This window comes from Collinsella aerofaciens (assembly GCF_040910185.1).
Taxonomy (GTDB): domain Bacteria; phylum Actinomycetota; class Coriobacteriia; order Coriobacteriales; family Coriobacteriaceae; genus Collinsella; species Collinsella aerofaciens_BF.
The window spans coordinates 213,867-228,601 of sequence record NZ_JBDGBA010000001.1 but is presented as its reverse complement, the minus strand read 5'-3'; the positions used below and the strand labels follow the sequence as shown (position 1 = coordinate 228,601).

Annotated in this window: 16 protein-coding genes; 15 read left to right on the top strand and 1 reads right to left on the bottom strand. The window is 60.5% G+C overall.

All coding sequences use genetic code 11. The features are described from left to right. From AB5Z54_RS00970 to rpsJ, 7 genes are all read left to right on the top strand, one after another. Window positions 1–1,734: DNA-directed RNA polymerase subunit alpha C-terminal domain-containing protein (locus AB5Z54_RS00970; RefSeq protein WP_368159720.1), on the top strand; the 1,734-nt coding region annotated here is incomplete at its 5' end. Between the two features lie 312 nt (window positions 1,735–2,046). Then, window positions 2,047–2,565 carry an RNA polymerase sigma factor gene (locus AB5Z54_RS00965; RefSeq protein WP_368159718.1) on the top strand — a complete coding sequence of 173 codons (519 nt, stop codon included), beginning with the start codon at window positions 2,047–2,049 and terminating at the stop codon, window positions 2,563–2,565. After that, complete coding sequence (locus AB5Z54_RS00960) at window positions 2,516–3,592, top strand: DUF4179 domain-containing protein (RefSeq protein WP_368159715.1); 1,077 nt, start codon at window positions 2,516–2,518, stop codon at window positions 3,590–3,592. Before AB5Z54_RS00965 ends, AB5Z54_RS00960 begins: the two co-directional genes overlap by 50 nt. A gap of 544 nt (window positions 3,593–4,136) precedes the next feature. Next, window positions 4,137–4,514: a 30S ribosomal protein S12 gene (rpsL, locus tag AB5Z54_RS00955; protein WP_006235012.1), complete on the top strand. Its 378-nt coding sequence runs from the start codon at window positions 4,137–4,139 to the stop codon at window positions 4,512–4,514. A gap of 73 nt (window positions 4,515–4,587) precedes the next feature. After that, window positions 4,588–5,061, top strand: a complete 474-nt coding sequence (gene rpsG, locus AB5Z54_RS00950; protein ID WP_006235013.1) for a 30S ribosomal protein S7 — start codon at window positions 4,588–4,590, stop codon at window positions 5,059–5,061. A 19-nt stretch (window positions 5,062–5,080) separates the two neighbouring features. Beyond that, window positions 5,081–7,180, top strand: coding sequence for an elongation factor G (gene fusA / locus AB5Z54_RS00945; protein WP_117854517.1), 2,100 nt, complete (start codon window positions 5,081–5,083; stop codon window positions 7,178–7,180). 61 nt (window positions 7,181–7,241) lie between these two features. Then, the gene (rpsJ, locus tag AB5Z54_RS00940) at window positions 7,242–7,550 is read left to right on the top strand and encodes a 30S ribosomal protein S10 (protein ID WP_022094184.1); all 309 of its coding nucleotides are present in this window, start codon (window positions 7,242–7,244) and stop codon (window positions 7,548–7,550) included. Window positions 7,551–7,666: 116 nt separating this feature from the next. Here rpsJ and AB5Z54_RS00935 read toward each other — a convergent pair whose 3' ends face one another. Further along, a complete protein-coding gene (locus AB5Z54_RS00935; protein ID WP_368159713.1) occupies window positions 7,667–8,443 on the bottom strand; it encodes a biotin--[acetyl-CoA-carboxylase] ligase in 777 nt (258 codons plus the stop codon). A gap of 176 nt (window positions 8,444–8,619) precedes the next feature. Here AB5Z54_RS00935 and AB5Z54_RS00930 point away from each other — a divergent pair, with 176 nt between their 5' ends. Genes AB5Z54_RS00930 through fabZ form a run of 8 tightly spaced genes read left to right on the top strand, consistent with a single transcriptional unit; the run spans window position 8,620 to window position 14,732 of the window. Further along, window positions 8,620–9,579 (top strand): 3-oxoacyl-ACP synthase III family protein, encoded by a 960-nt coding sequence (locus AB5Z54_RS00930; RefSeq protein ID WP_368159712.1) that lies wholly within the window; start codon window positions 8,620–8,622, stop codon window positions 9,577–9,579. 52 nt (window positions 9,580–9,631) lie between these two features. Next, window positions 9,632–9,868 (top strand): acyl carrier protein, encoded by a 237-nt coding sequence (locus tag AB5Z54_RS00925; RefSeq protein ID WP_055285196.1) that lies wholly within the window; start codon window positions 9,632–9,634, stop codon window positions 9,866–9,868. A gap of 2 nt (window positions 9,869–9,870) precedes the next feature. Further along, on the top strand, window positions 9,871–10,815 hold the full coding sequence (gene fabK / locus AB5Z54_RS00920; RefSeq protein ID WP_368159710.1) for an enoyl-[acyl-carrier-protein] reductase FabK: 945 nt from the start codon (window positions 9,871–9,873) through the stop codon (window positions 10,813–10,815). After that, a complete protein-coding gene (locus tag AB5Z54_RS00915) occupies window positions 10,803–11,729 on the top strand; it encodes an ACP S-malonyltransferase (protein WP_368159708.1) in 927 nt (308 codons plus the stop codon). The genes fabK and AB5Z54_RS00915 overlap by 13 nt, the downstream gene beginning before the upstream one ends. A 30-nt stretch (window positions 11,730–11,759) precedes the next feature. Beyond that, the gene (gene fabG / locus AB5Z54_RS00910; RefSeq protein WP_368159706.1) at window positions 11,760–12,533 is read left to right on the top strand and encodes a 3-oxoacyl-[acyl-carrier-protein] reductase; all 774 of its coding nucleotides are present in this window, start codon (window positions 11,760–11,762) and stop codon (window positions 12,531–12,533) included. Between the two features lie 39 nt (window positions 12,534–12,572). Further along, the gene (fabF, locus tag AB5Z54_RS00905; protein ID WP_368159703.1) at window positions 12,573–13,820 is read left to right on the top strand and encodes a beta-ketoacyl-ACP synthase II; all 1,248 of its coding nucleotides are present in this window, start codon (window positions 12,573–12,575) and stop codon (window positions 13,818–13,820) included. Between the two features lie 3 nt (window positions 13,821–13,823). Beyond that, window positions 13,824–14,300: an acetyl-CoA carboxylase biotin carboxyl carrier protein gene (gene accB, locus AB5Z54_RS00900; RefSeq protein WP_368159701.1), complete on the top strand. Its 477-nt coding sequence runs from the start codon at window positions 13,824–13,826 to the stop codon at window positions 14,298–14,300. A 9-nt stretch (window positions 14,301–14,309) separates the two neighbouring features. Beyond that, window positions 14,310–14,732, top strand: coding sequence for a 3-hydroxyacyl-ACP dehydratase FabZ (gene fabZ, locus AB5Z54_RS00895; protein ID WP_195644150.1), 423 nt, complete (start codon window positions 14,310–14,312; stop codon window positions 14,730–14,732). Window positions 14,733–14,735 lie beyond the last annotated feature (3 nt).

Sequence of the window (14,735 nt, the reverse complement as noted above, 5' to 3'; positions counted from 1 at the left end):
GACCTCGTCGGCCGTTGCTTCATCGAGGACGTCGTGGCCCCCGATGGCACCGTGCTCTTTGAGCAGGACGGCTACATCGAGAAGGTCGCCGACATCCAGAAGATGGTCGATGCGGGCCTCAAGAAGGTCAAGCTTCGCGCGCTGCTCACCTGCCGCTCCAAGTACGGCGTGTGCCAGAAGTGCTACGGCTGGGATCTTTCCACCCGTCGTCCGGTCGCCATCGGTACTGCCGTCGGCATTATTGCCGCCCAGTCCATCGGCGAGCCCGGTACGCAGCTTACGATGCGTACCATTCACTCCGGCGGCGTCGCTGGCGTCGACGATATTACGCAGGGTCTGCCTACGGTCAGCCGTATGTTCGATATCGTCGGCAACGTCAACGAGAAGATCCTGGGTCGCGAGGCCGAGCTGGCCCCGTACTCCGGCCACCTCTCGATTAAGCCCGAGAAGTCCGAGTACGTGCTGACGCTCACCGACTCCGAGGATCACACCCGTGTCCTCGACGAGCGTCGCGTCCCCGCTTCGGTGCGCTTTATGCCCGAGATCGAGGACGGCTGCGAGGTTCGCGCCGGCGACCAGATCACCAAGGGCTTCGTCAACTTCCGCAACCTGCGCAAGCTGACCGACATCGAGTCGACGATGCACACCTTCGTCGAGAGCGTCAAGGACGTCTACACCAGCCAGGGCGTCGACCTGAACGACAAGCACATCGAGGTGCTCGCACGTCAGATGCTGCGTCGCGTTCAGATCACCAACCCCGGTGACTCCAAGTACCTGCTTGGTCAGTACGTCGACCGCTACGAGTTCGCCGACGAGGTCGAGCGCGTTGCCCGTCTGGGCGGTCAGGCTCCTGTGGCCGAGCCCGTCATCCTGGGTACGCTCAAGGTCGCGTCCAACATCGACTCCTGGCTGTCGAGCGCTTCGTTCATCCGTACCGCCGGCGTCCTTACCGAGGCTGCCATCGAGGGCAAGGTCGACCACCTGCTCGACCTTAAGTCCAACGTCATCGTCGGTAAGAAGATCCCGGCTGGTACCGGCCTCAAGCCGTACGCCAACGCCAAGCTGACGTATCGCACGGCCGACGGCTACGTGGACATTGACGGTCCGGCTTCGCCCAACGCCAAGTCGCTGCCCGAGTGGGCTCCTGTGGAGCTCAAGGACCTGGACGAGCAGCTTCCGCAGCAGCTCGACTGGGCCGGCTACGACGAGTTCGGTGGTGCTGACGGCTCGTTCACCCGCAACGGCCACACCATCTCCGCCGAGAAGGCTCGTCTGTACCTGTTCGACGACCTGGGCGTGTCGCAGCGCTGGACCAACAAGTTCAGCGAGGTCGGCATCGAGACGGTCGGCGACCTGGTTGGCAAGTCCGAGGAGGATCTGCTGCGCATCGATGGCATCGGTGCCAAGGCGATTGAGGAGCTCCGTGACGGCCTCGAGGCCCACGATCTGCTCTACATCCTCGAGAACAACGACGACGTTGCCGACGAGGAAGACCTCTCGCAGCTGCTGCAGATGGTCTTTAGCCCCGACGGTCCGGACGATATCCTGCTGGGTACCTCCGCTCCGACGCATCACGCTGACGCCGACGAGGAGCTCCTGGGCGCCCCGATCGACGACAAGAAGGCTCCCGCCAACGGCGCGATCAACGAGGACATGGCTTCCCTCGACGAGCTGCTCAACCAGCTCGTGGACACCGACGACGCCGAAGAGGCCAAGGACAACGACGAGGAGTAATTAGTTCCGCCGTTCTAACGAACGGCGGCGATCTCCGTCGCTGCGCGGCCCCCAGAGCTACAATCTGTCATTCAAAAGGCAGGGCATGACCAAAAGGTCAATGCCCTGCCTTTTTCATGCCACCTTGTACGCTCTGGGGGCCGCTCGCTTGCGTATGCTCAACCTGTTGCGTTCCGTCGATCCCTTGCCAATAAGGGGCAGGGTTTTTTTTTGGTAGGTTTTTCCTGATTGAAGTTGAAACATTTCGTTCGGTCAAAGCGTATCTATGGTGAGGGCCTCATCAAGAATCATTACCGTCACCGGGAGGTGATTATGGAAGAACAAGCATTTAGACAGGCGGTCGAAGATCACCGGGATGTCGTGTTTCGAATCGCATTGACGTACCTGCGCGATCGTGCCGATGCCGACAATATTGCCCAAGATGTCTTTCTTAAGTTGCTTAAAAGCGATGGACACTTTGAAAGTTGGGAACATCTTCGCCGCTGGCTTATCCGGGTCACGATCAATGAATGCAAATCGCTCTTTCGAAAGCCATGGAGGCGTGTGGAGGATATTGAGAATCTGGCCGATTCGCTTTCGGCGGCGCAGGATGAGACCAAGGCGGTCCTGTCAGACGTTATGCGACTTCCGGAGCGATTCCGTGTTCCCATCGTGCTCTATTACTATCTGGGCTTTTCGACCTCAGAGATTGCCGAGTTACTGCATGTGCCAGCCGCGACCGTTCGAACACGTTTAGCTCGCGGTCGAACGAAGCTCAAATTCATCCTAGAGGAGGGCGACCGTGAAATCCAATCAAATCAAGCAGGCCTTCGAGTCCATCCAAGCCGATAGCGATCTTGCAGATCGCGTCCTAAATACCGCTGCGGGTGAGCCGCTTCATCGAAAGGGCCACGCGAAGCCTCTCTATGTTGCCGTAATCGGGTGTCTTGTCGGAGTGTTGGCGACCGGAGGGGTCGCCTACGCAGTTATCAATTCCAGCTATTTTGCCTCAGCCTGGGGAAACCACGGCAACGGGGATTCCATTACCTGGACCAACGGCGGTTCATCGGGGACTAAATATACCTACACCAGAGAGTTCGGTGATGGCATCGCGCCCCAAAGCCTGGAGGGCGCAGTTCAGGAGGTTAATCTGTCCGTCGAGGGTAACGGCTATACACTCGACATTCATGATATGGCTATCGATAAAAACGGTTGCGGTGCCGTGACGTTTACGCTATCCAATCCAAATGGCGTTAACTACTACAAGCCAGCAGCAGAGACTGGCGAACTTGTTCTCTATAGTGAAGAAGAGCGAGGCATCGGTACGCCCGGTATGAACTTCGGCGAGGAATGGGCTGACACACGCTGCACAATTGATAAGGACATATCAAGCGACACGGTCATTAATGGCACGATGTACTTTGCCTCGTGGGATCGCGAGCGAGATTTGGGACATGCGGTCACCTGGAATATCTGCTGGACTGAGGGCGAAGGCGAGGATGCGAAGCCGTTCGAGGCATCGACGCCCGAGTTTAGCGTTGGAGCGTACGTCGATACAAAGGAACTCCGCTCCGATGACTCGCCTCTCGAGATCAGCCCGTTTTCTATCCAGACGCACATCGATGATCTGGGCATTGACGCAGTCACGAAAAAGTTGACCGTTACCTACAAGGATGGATCGGAGCAGATTATCGAAGATGATACTGCGGGCGCGTACAATTTCTATGTCTCGCTGACGCGCAATAGCGGAGAGAACATCTCGGTGCCGACAAAACTGATCAATGTCGATCAAGTGGTCTCGGTAACCCTTGAGGGCACGAGGTACACATCAACAGGAGAGACCGAAACAGAAGTACCCTTTACCATCGTTTATTCGTAAAGTCTGGGCCGCTTCCCAAGGGGGGAAGCGGCCTTTTTAGCGTTATATGGACGAGTGGATTGGACGTTATTCGTCTGATTCTCGGAAGAACGTAGCAAATGGATGCGGATCACCGTGAAGAGTGGCGTTTTTCCAGATAAAACCGACCAAAATAAACCTGTCCCTTTTTGGCAGGGAACGTTGCCCCGACGAGCACGTCGGATTCCCGGGCCGGGCGGCACAGGGGTTAAGTTTGTCGCGAGTTCCGCACGAGCCGGAGGCCACTTAATGTGGCCTCCGTGCGAGCCAGGACTGTAGAGCAGCAAACTTAAACAGCGGGCCGCCCGGACCGGGAATCCGCCCCCGCGCACAGAAGGGGATTCCTTTTGTGTAGGCTTTGCGGAAATATGCTCATTTTGGGATACGCCCGGCGGCGTGGTCTGTTGACGGCACAGCTAACGCCACGTATCCTATCGAACTGCGTGTTTCGTAGGGGGATGCTGACCCCTCGATTCAAGCCGTTGCACTTTACAGAAAGCTGGAATCATTCGAGAAGGAGTACGCTTTGCCTACTATTAACCAGCTGGTTCGCCAGGGCCGTCGTTCCGTGCCCAAGAAGTCCAAGAACGCTGCTCTGCAGCACAACTCCCAGAAGCGCGGCGTGTGCACCCGCGTCTTCACCACGAGCCCCAAGAAGCCGAACTCGGCTCTTCGTAAGGTTGCCCGTGTTCGCCTCGTCAACGGCATCGAAGTTACTGCTTACATCCCGGGTGAGGGCCACAACCTGCAGGAGCACTCCATCGTGCTCGTCCGCGGCGGCCGTGTCCGTGACCTCCCTGGTGTCCGTTATCACGTCATCCGTGGCGCCTACGACGCTGCTCCGGTCCAGAACCGTATGCAGGCCCGTTCCAAGTACGGTGCTAAGCGCCCAAAGGCTAAATAAGCCAGATAACGTTTTGATACTTTCGCCGTGTGCCGCCTAAGCGCCGCACGGTAGACACTTAAGGAGATTTCACATGCCGCGTCGTGCAGCAGCTAATCGTCGTGAGGTTCAGCCTGACGCCGTTTACAACAACCGCCTGGTGACTCAGCTCATCAACAAGGTCCTTCTTGACGGCAAGAAGGCCACCGCTGAGCGCATCGTTTACACCGCTTTCGAGATCGTTGCCGAGAAGTCCGAGGGCGGCGACGCTCTCGCTACCTTCAAGAAGGCCATGGACAACGTCAAGCCCACGCTCGAGGTTAAGCCCAAGCGTGTCGGTGGCGCTACCTATCAGGTCCCGATGGAGGTCAACTCCCGTCGTTCCACCGCTCTGGGCATCCGCTGGATCGTCAACTTCTCCCGCGCTCGCAAGGAGAAGACCATGGCCGAGCGTCTCGCCAACGAGATCCTCGACGCTTCCAACGGCCTGGGCGCTTCCGTCAAGAAGCGTGAGGACGTCTTCAAGATGGCCGAGGCCAACCGCGCGTTCTCTCACTATCGTTGGTAAGTTAAGGTAAGGAACTAACATGGCTAAGCCTAAGTACAAGCTTTCCGATACCCGTAACATCGGCATCATGGCCCACATCGATGCCGGTAAGACCACCACGACCGAGCGTATTCTTTACTACACCGGTAAGACCCACAAGATCGGTGAGGTCCATGAGGGCGCTGCCACCATGGACTGGATGGTTCAGGAGCAGGAGCGCGGCGTAACCATTACCTCCGCTGCTACCACGTGCTTCTGGAACAAGGACGGTAAGGACTACCGCATCCAGATCATCGACACCCCGGGCCACGTTGACTTCACCGCCGAGGTCGAGCGCTGCCTGCGCGTCCTCGATGGCGCTGTCGCCGTCTTCGACGCCGTTGCCGGCGTTCAGCCCCAGTCTGAGACCGTTTGGCGTCAGGCTTCTACCTTCAACGTCCCCCGCATCGCCTTCATCAACAAGTATGACCGCGTGGGCGCTGACTTCTTCAACGCTATCGAGACCATGAAGGATCGTCTCGACGCTAACGCCGTGGCCGCTCAGGTCCCGATGGGCGCCGAGGACAACTTCTGGGGTGTCATCGACCTCGTCACCATGACCGCATGGGACTTCAAGGCCGACGACAAGGGCATGACCTACCCCGAGCCGATGGACGAGATCCCGGCTGAGTTCGCTGACATCGCTGCCACCAAGCGCGAGGAGCTCCTTGACGCTGCTGCCAGCTTTGACGACGAGCTCATGGAGAAGATTCTCATGGAGGAGGACTTCACCGTCGAGGAGCTCAAGGCTGCTCTGCGCAAGGGCGTTCTGGCCAACGAGCTCAACCTCGTCTTCGTGGGCTCCGCCTACAAGAACAAGGGCGTCCAGGAGCTGCTCGACGCTGTCGTCGACTACCTGCCCAGCCCGCTCGACGTCGAGGCCGTCACCGGTACCGATCCGGATACCGGCGAGGAGATCGAGCGTCATCCTTCCTTCGACGAGCCCTTCTCCGGCCTGGTCTTCAAGATTATGACCGACCCGTTCGTCGGTAAGCTCACCTACGTCCGCGTTTACTCCGGCCGTGCCGAGTCCGGCTCCTACGTTGTCAACGCTTCCAACGGTCAGCGCGAGCGCCTCGGCCGCATCCTCGAGATGAACGCCGCCGAGCGTATCGACCGTGACGACGCTGCCGCCGGCGACATCGTCGCTTGCGTCGGTTTCAAGAACTCCACCACCGGTGACACCCTGTGCGCCGAGGGCAAGGAGATCGTCCTCGAGAAGATCGAGTTCGCCAAGCCCGTTATCGACGTTGCCATCGAGCCCAAGACCAAGGCCGAGCAGGACAAGATGTCCCTGGCTCTGACTAAGCTCGCCGAGGAGGACCCGACTTTCCAGGTGTCCACCAACCACGAGACCGGTCAGACCATCATCGCCGGCATGGGCGAGCTGCACCTCGAGATCATCGTCGACCGTCTGCTCCGTGAGTTCAAGGTTGACGCTAACGTTGGTAAGCCCCAGGTTGCCTACCGCGAGACCGCTGGTCACGACGTCGAGAAGGCTGAGGGCAAGTTCGTCCGTCAGTCCGGTGGTCGCGGTCAGTACGGCCACGCCGTCATCAAGCTCGAGAAGATGGAGGAGGGCTTCGGCTACGAGTTCGTCAACGCTATCGTCGGCGGCGTCGTGCCCAAGGAGTACATCCCGTCCATCGACAAGGGCATCCAGGAGGCCCTGAACACTGGTGTTATCGCCGGCTTCCCGGTCCTCGACGTCAAGGTCACCCTGTTCGACGGTTCTTACCACGAGGTCGACTCCTCCGAGGCCGCCTTCAAGATCGCCGGTTCCATGGCTATCAAGGACGCCCTCAAGAAGTCCGACCCGCAGCTGCTCGAGCCGATCATGGCTGTCGAGGTCGAGACCCCCGAGCAGTACATGGGCGACGTTATGGGCAACCTCTCCGGTCGCCGCGGCAAGATCGAGGGCATGGAGGATCGCAAGAACAGCAAGCTCATCCGTGCCAAGGTGCCGCTGGGCGAGATGTTCGGTTACGCTACCGACCTTCGCTCCCAGACCCAGGGCCGTGCATCCTACACGATGCAGTTCGACTCTTATGAGCCCGCGCCCAAGTCCATCGTGGACGAGGTCATGAGCAAGAACGCCTAAGTTCGAGCTCCCTGTTACGTAATCCTGCGAGAACATCTCTCGCACTCTTTGGAGGTTTAAGTTGGCTACCCAGAAGATCCGCATTCGCCTCAAGGGCTATGATCACGAGGTCGTCGATCAGTCCGCGAAGCTCATCGTCGAGACCGCTCAGAAGACCGGTGCTCGCGTTTCCGGTCCTGTCCCCCTGCCCACCGAGCGCAACCTGTACACGGTTATCCGCTCGCCGCACGTGAACAAGGACTCCCGCGAGCAGTTCGAGATGCGCACCCACAAGCGCCTCATCGACATCCTCGACCCCACCTCGGGCACCGTTGATTCGCTCATGCGTCTCGACCTCCCCGCTGGCGTCGACATCGACATCAAGCTCTAAGCGATACCGCTCATAGCTTACAGAGCCCCGCTGCCATTACGGTAGCGGGGCTCTTTTGTTTTGAGTTTAGATTTTGGGATAGCGAATTCGTCTGCCGAGCCGACGGCTGCGGCGCCCTATTCGCTCAGGGGGCGCAAGGATGCTTCTTCGAAGTGGAAGACGCACAAGCCGCTCTCGGTCTCAATGCATGCGCGGCCGCAATCGTCGACCGTTCTAAATATGCCTCGTGCCAGCTCGTCTCCAGCGGGGGAGCGGGCGATAACGTGCTTCCCGATCCAATTGAGGTGAGCGATATATTCGTCGTGGACGGGCGCGAGCGGACCGGCGTCTTCTTCCTTGGCGTTGAGGCGCTCTGCCCAGGTATCTACAGCGTCTATAACTGCGTGATAGACCTCATCGAGGAGCATGTCGACGGCGGGAACGCTCTCGTTGAGGTCCGAGAGGCCAATTGCCGCCAGGCCGCCATCGGGCACCTCTTGGGGCGTGTAGTTTACGTTGACACCAATGCCGCAGACGGCGAAAGGTTTGCCTTCGTTATCGCGTGCGGCCTCGACCAGAATGCCGCCGAGTTTGCGTCCACGCGCGACCAGGTCGTTGGGCCATTTGAGGCCAATCTCGTTTGCAAGACCCTGCTTTTTGAGTGCTTCGAGCACCGCTAGGCCGCTGACGGCGGCAAGACCAGAGTACTTTGCGGGATTAACGCATGGACGCAGGACAATCGAAAGCAATAGGTTGCCGGCGGTTGAATCCCACTTGTGGCCGCGCCGGCCGCGTCCTGCCGTTTGTGCGCGGGCGGCAAGTCCTGTGCCGTGCGGCGCACCCTGTTTTCCTGCCTCGAGCAGGTCATCGTTGGTCGATCCGGTTACGTCGACAATCGTTAATTGGGCATCCATAGCGGCTGCTACCTCCTTATTGAATAAGTGAATGACGCAATGGTGTCGAGAGATAGACACAATGTGAAGCCTTTGTCGCATTTGGACAATTTAATGTTAACACGTCAACAAAGACTGAAATGCGTTATCCTCTCTTGGTCGATGTAAACACATCAACAACTCAAAGGAGGTTAGTGATGGGTTTCACGATTCTTGGAACAGGTTCGGCACTTCCTGAGCGCAGTGTTTCCAATGACGAGCTGTCTGAGTTCCTCGATACCTCGGATGAGTGGATTTTTACTCGCACAGGTATCAAGAGCCGCCATGTCTGCACCACCGAGTCACTTGACGACCTTGCCGTAGCGGCGAGCGAGCGGGCACTCCAGGTGTCCGGAATCGACGCGAGCCAGCTGGATCTGATCGTCTGCTCGACGACGACGGGTGACCACCTTGTTCCCGCCGAGGCGTGTGCCGTTGCTGAGCGCCTGGGTGCCACATGTCCTGCCTTCGACGTTTCGGCGGCTTGTGCCGGATTCGTATTTGCGCTCGATGTCGCCGAGGGCTATATCGCCCGCAGTCGCGCCAAGCACGTGCTGGTCGTTGCTGCCGAGCAGATGACGCGCGCGCTCGACTGGACCGACCGTGCCACGTGCGTGCTCTTTGGCGATGGCGCGGGTGCTGCGGTCATGGAGGCTGGGGGAGAGAATCCCCTTGCTGTTGAGCTTTCGACGTCGCCTGACGTCGAAACACTGCGCGTCCCCGGATTGACGGGCTCCTCGCCGTATAAGACGGCGCAGGACCGTGAAAGCGTGCTGTCCATGAACGGCCGTCGCGTCTTCAAGTTTGGCGTCAATGCTATCTGCGACACGGTCAACAAGCTCGCCTGCGACGCGAGCATCGCGGTCGAGGACATCGACCACTTTGTATTCCATCAGGCTAACGAACGAATCTTGAGTCAGGCGGTCAAGCGCTTAGGTGTGCCGGACGACCGTGTGGTCCGAACGTTGCGTGAAACCGGCAACATCTCGAGCGCCTGTATTCCGTTTGCTCTCGATCGGCTGGCAAATACCGGCGCGCTGCACGCGGGCGACACCATCGCCCTGGTCGGATTTGGCGCCGGCTTGGATGTAGGTGGCTATCTACTTCGCTGGAAGTAGTTGCACATAGGAAATAAAAACGCCCCTAGGGCACAAACAAAGGAGAACTACCATGGCAGATCAGAAGACCTTCGAGCGCGTTTGCGACGTTATCCGCGAGACCGCCGGTCTTGACGATGTCGAGATGAAGCCCGAGTCCACGCTCGAGGAGATTGGCCTCGACAGCCTGGGTACCGTCGAGATCCTCGTTGCCGTCGAGGACGAGTTTGGCATTGAGCTCGATACCGAGGAGAACCCCAAGACGGTTGGCGAGTTCGTCGATACGGTCGAGGCGGCATTGGAGAAGTAGTGATGCTCAAGTCTCCTCTCTGCGATTTGCTCGGCATCGAAAAGCCCGTGTTCCAGGGTGGCATGGCCTGGATTGCCGACGCCTCGTTGGCATCTGCTGTGTCCGAGGCAGGCGGCTTAGGCATTATCGCGGCCATGAATGCCGACGCAAACTGGCTGCGCGACCAGATTCATGAGCTGCGCGCCAAGACGGATAAGCCCTTTGGCGTCAACGTTATGCTCATGAGCCCGTTTGTCGACGAGGTCGCACAAGTGGTGATTGATGAGCAGGTGCCCGTAGTGGTGACCGGTGCCGGTAATCCCACCAAGTACATGAAGGCGTGGAACGAGGCTGGCATCAAGGTCATCCCGGTCGTTGCTTCGGTGGCGTTGGCGCGCCTCGTGGCGCGTCGTGGAGCTACGGCGGTTGTTGCCGAGGGCACCGAATCGGGCGGCCATATTGGCGAGACCTCGACGATGGCACTTGTCCCGCAGGTCGTCGATGCGGTCGATATTCCCGTGGTTGCGGCTGGCGGCATCGCCGATGGCCGCGGTGTGGCGGCCGCCTTTATGCTTGGCGCCGCTGGCGTCCAAGTGGGCACGCGTTTTCTCGTTGCCGATGAGTGCACCGTCTCCGAGCAATACAAAGAGCTGGTGCTCAAGGCGGGAGACACCTCGACGCGCGCGACTGGCCGTTCGACGGGACATCCGGTGCGTGCGCTTAAGAGCCCCTTCACCAATGCCTACGCCAAAAGTGAGGCGGCGGGCGTAAGTGTCGAGGAACTCGGGGCCATGGGCACGGGTGCCCTTCGCAAGGCCGCCAAGGACGGCAATTACGAAGAGGGTTCGTATCTGTGCGGACAGATTGCCGGCATGGTGAACGAGCGCCAGAGCGCGCGCGAAATCGTCGACGATCTGGTCGATGGCGCCGAGCACGTCCTGAAGGGTGCGTGCGCATGGGTAGCGTAGCGTTTCTGTTTGCCGGCCAGGGCGCCCAGCACCCCGCGATGGGTGTCGACCTCATCGAGGCATCGCCGGCAGCTACCGAGGTGTTCGCGATCGCCGACGAGGTGCGTCCGGGAACCAGCGAGCAGTGCCGGAGCGCCTCCAAGGAGGAGCTCTCGCAGACCGAGAACACGCAGCCGTGCGTGTTCGTTCACGACCTGGCAGCGGCTGCCGCCCTGCGCGAGCGCGGCGTGGTGCCTGCCGCCTGTGCGGGATTTTCGCTGGGCGAGGTCTCTGCGCTCACCTTTGCGGGGGCGTTCGATACGCGAGCGGGCTTTGAGCTCGTGTGCGAGCGCGCGGCGCTGATGGCCGCGGCTGCCGAGCGCCATCCGGGCGGCATGCGCGCCGTCATCAAGCTCGATGCGGCGCAAGTCGAGAACCTGGCTGCGCAGGCCGGCGAGGACTGCTGGCCGGTCAACTACAACAGCCCGCAGCAGATGGTTGTGGCCGGAGCGCCCGAGGCGCTGCAGGCGCTCGACGACCTAGTAAAAGAGGCTGGCGGCCGCGCTATGAAAGTCGCGGTGTCGGGTGCATTTCATAGCCCCTATATGGCAGAGGCGACTGAGGGGCTGGCGACGTTTATCCAAGACGGCCACGCGCCGTCTCCGCTGCTGATTCCGGTCATGGCAAACATGACGGCGGCGCCCTATCCGGCGGATCCGCGAGCAGCATCGGATGTCTTGGCCAACCAAGTGAGCCATGCCGTGCGCTGGGTCGACACGCTGCATGCTCTGCAGGATCAAGGCATCGACACGTTTATTGAGGTTGGCCCTGGCAAAACGCTGTCCGGCCTGGTCAAGCGTACGTTGAGCGACGTTCGCGTGTATTCGTGCGAAACAGCCGAGCAGGTCGCAGCTATTGCCGACGAGCTCGCATAGCCCACAGGGCTGTAACCCGAAAGGAATGACATGGGCAACTTGAACAACGGCGCGCTCGAGCGCAACGATTCACGTCGCGTGGCACTGATCACGGGCGGCTCGCGTGGTATCGGCCGCGCTTGTGCGGTTGGCCTGGCGGAGGACGGCTTTGATATCGCCGTCGTCTATGCCGGTAGCGTCGATGCGGCGCGCGAGACGTGCGAAGCCTGCGAGGCCGCTGGTGCCACAGCTTGCGCGTATCAATGCGATGTGGCCGACCCCGATGCCGTCAATGCGTGCATCGAGGCCGTGTTCAACGACTTTGGTTCGATTTGGGCGCTCGTCAATAACGCCGGGATCACTCGCGATGGGCTGCTTATGCGCATGGGCGACGATGCCTTCGATCGCGTGCTCGATGTCAATCTCAAGGGCACGTTCAATACAACACGCGCGCTCACCAAGACCTTTATGCGCCAGCGTGGCGGCTGCATCGTCAATATGAGCTCGGTCGTGGGCCTGATGGGCAATGCCGGGCAGGCCAACTACGCTGCCTCCAAGGCGGGCGTGATTGGCCTGACCAAGGCAGTAGCGCGTGAGCTTGCGCCCCGCGGCGTACGAGTGAACGCAGTTGCCCCCGGGTTTGTCGAGACGGATATGACGGCAAAGCTCTCGGAGAAGGTTCGCGCGGCAACCGAGGAGCAGATTCCCCTAAAGCGTATGGCGCAGCCCGAGGAAGTGGCCGGCGTGGTGCGCTTTTTGGCGAGCGATGCGGCTGCCTACATTACGGGCGAGGTCGTACGCGTCGACGGCGGAATGGCGATGTAGAAACCAGAGCCACACAACGGCTTGGATGAGGAGACCATGATGGAACAGAGAGTTGCAATCACCGGTATCGGTGCCGTGTCGCCGCTCGGCAACACCGCGCTTGCCACCTGGGCGGCCATGTGCGCCGGAACGTGCGGCATCGGTCCGATCACGCACTTCGATACCGATGCATTTGCCGTCAAGGTGGCGGCCGAGGTCAAGGGTTTTGACGGCAACGATTACTTTGGCAAGCATGACGCCAAGCATCTCGACCCCTGTGTTCAGTTTGCGATGGCGGCCTCGGACGAGGCCATGCGCGATGCGGGCTTTGATGTCGAAGGCGCCATCGATCGTGAGCGCCTGGGCGTCTACGTGGGCTCGGGCGTGGGCGGTATGCAGACGCTCGTCGACAACGTCCACACGATTGCCGATCGTGGGCCCCGCCGCGCATCGCCTTACATGATCGCGATGATGATCCCCAACATGGCTTCGGGCAACATCGCGATTCGCCATAAGGCAAAAGGCCCGACCCTGCCCGTCGTGACTGCCTGCGCGACTTCTGCCCATGCGGTGGGTGAGGCGTTCCGCGCCATCAAGCATGGCTATGCCGATGCGATTCTCGCCGGCGGTGCCGAAGCGGCGATCATTCCCGATGCCGTTGCGGGCTTTACGTCCTGCCGTGCATTGACCACCAACCCCGATCCCGCGACGGCTTGCCGCCCGTTCGATGCAGACCGCGACGGTTTTGTGATGGGTGAGGGTGCCTGCGTGCTCGTGCTGGAGAGCATGGAGCACGCACTGGCTCGCGGGGCTCACATTTACGCCGAGGTCGTGGGCTACGGCAATACCGATGATGCCTATCACATCACGAGCCCCGATCCCGAGGCTGCCGGCATTGCCCGCGCGATATCGCTGGCGGTGGCCGAGGGCGACGTCAAGCCTTCCGAGGGTCTCTACATCAACGCTCACGGCACCTCGACCAAGCTCAACGATTCGTCCGAGACGGCGGGCATCAAGCGAGCGCTCGGCGAGGACGCGGCGCGCGCCGCGCACATCTCGTCGACCAAGTCGATGACCGGCCACATGATCGGTGCCACGGGCGCCATCGAGGTCATGGCCTGCGCCATGGCGCTCGAGCAGGGCGTGGTGCCCCCGACCATTAACTACCACACGCCCGATCCCGCCTGCGATCTTGACTACACGCCCAATCGCGCGGTTCGCGCCGACCTTACCTGGGCGCTTTCGACCAATCTGGGCTTTGGCGGACACAACGCCGCCATCGCGCTGCGTAGATATGCAAGGAGCTAGAGCATGGATTCCAAAAGACTTGCCGAGATAGCCGATGTGATGGAGGACCGCGGCCTCACGCGCGTACGCGTTGAGGAGCCCGATGGCACCGCGGTCGAACTCGAGCGCGCGAGCGCCGCGCAGCCGGTTGCCGTGCCCATGCCTATGCCGGGTGCCGTGACTGCTCCGGCGGTGGCTCCTGTTGCCATGCCTGCCGCCGCACCGGAGCCCGCCGCGCAGGCGCCTGCCGCCGCGCCGGAGCCCAAGGGCGCCGAGGTGACCGCTCCCATGGTCGGCGTTTTCTATGCTGCCCCGGCGCCGGGCGACGAGCCGTTTGTGCACGTGGGCTCCAAGGTCAAGGCCGGCGAGACGCTCTGCATCATCGAGGCCATGAAGGTTCTCAACGAGGTGACGGCAGAGGCGGATGGCGAGGTGCTCGAGATCTGCGTGGCCGACGGCGACCTCGTGGAGTTCGGCAGCTGCCTCATGAGGATCGGATAGGTGATATCCATGAACAAAGAAGAGCTCAAGAAGCTGTTACCGCATCGCGAGCCGATGCTTTTGCTCGACGAAGCCGAGCTGGTGGGCGACGAGGCCCACGGCAAGATCACGATTACGGGCGACGAGTACTTTTTGCAGGGGCATTTTCCGGGAAACCCGGTCGTCCCCGGCGTGATTCAGTGCGAGATGCTCGCCCAGAACTGCTGCGTGCTGCTGATGGGCGATGAGGAGGCGCGCGGCGCGACGCCGTTCTACACGAGTCTGGACAAGGTGCGCTTTAAGCGTCCGGTGCGCCCGGGCGACACGGTGGATCTGGTGTGCTCCATCACGCGTGCGCGCGGGCCGTTCCGCTTTGCGACGGGTATTGCGAGCGTCAACGGTGAGGTTTGCTGCCGCGCCGATATGTCTTTTGCACTCATGCACGAAAGTTAAGGA

Coding starts and splice junctions, on each gene's coding strand:
- AB5Z54_RS00915 (WP_368159708.1), top strand. CDS start 10,803: ATGGGTAGCGTAGCGTTTCTGTTTGCCGGCCAGGGCGCCCAGCACCCC.
- AB5Z54_RS00930 (WP_368159712.1), top strand. CDS start 8,620: ATGGGTTTCACGATTCTTGGAACAGGTTCGGCACTTCCTGAGCGCAGT.
- fabZ (WP_195644150.1), top strand. CDS start 14,310: ATGAACAAAGAAGAGCTCAAGAAGCTGTTACCGCATCGCGAGCCGATG.
- AB5Z54_RS00965 (WP_368159718.1), top strand. CDS start 2,047: ATGGAAGAACAAGCATTTAGACAGGCGGTCGAAGATCACCGGGATGTC.
- fusA (WP_117854517.1), top strand. CDS start 5,081: ATGGCTAAGCCTAAGTACAAGCTTTCCGATACCCGTAACATCGGCATC.
- rpsG (WP_006235013.1), top strand. CDS start 4,588: ATGCCGCGTCGTGCAGCAGCTAATCGTCGTGAGGTTCAGCCTGACGCC.
- AB5Z54_RS00935 (WP_368159713.1), bottom strand. CDS start 8,443: ATGGATGCCCAATTAACGATTGTCGACGTAACCGGATCGACCAACGAT.
- fabF (WP_368159703.1), top strand. CDS start 12,573: ATGGAACAGAGAGTTGCAATCACCGGTATCGGTGCCGTGTCGCCGCTC.
- accB (WP_368159701.1), top strand. CDS start 13,824: ATGGATTCCAAAAGACTTGCCGAGATAGCCGATGTGATGGAGGACCGC.
- fabK (WP_368159710.1), top strand. CDS start 9,871: ATGCTCAAGTCTCCTCTCTGCGATTTGCTCGGCATCGAAAAGCCCGTG.
- fabG (WP_368159706.1), top strand. CDS start 11,760: ATGGGCAACTTGAACAACGGCGCGCTCGAGCGCAACGATTCACGTCGC.
- AB5Z54_RS00925 (WP_055285196.1), top strand. CDS start 9,632: ATGGCAGATCAGAAGACCTTCGAGCGCGTTTGCGACGTTATCCGCGAG.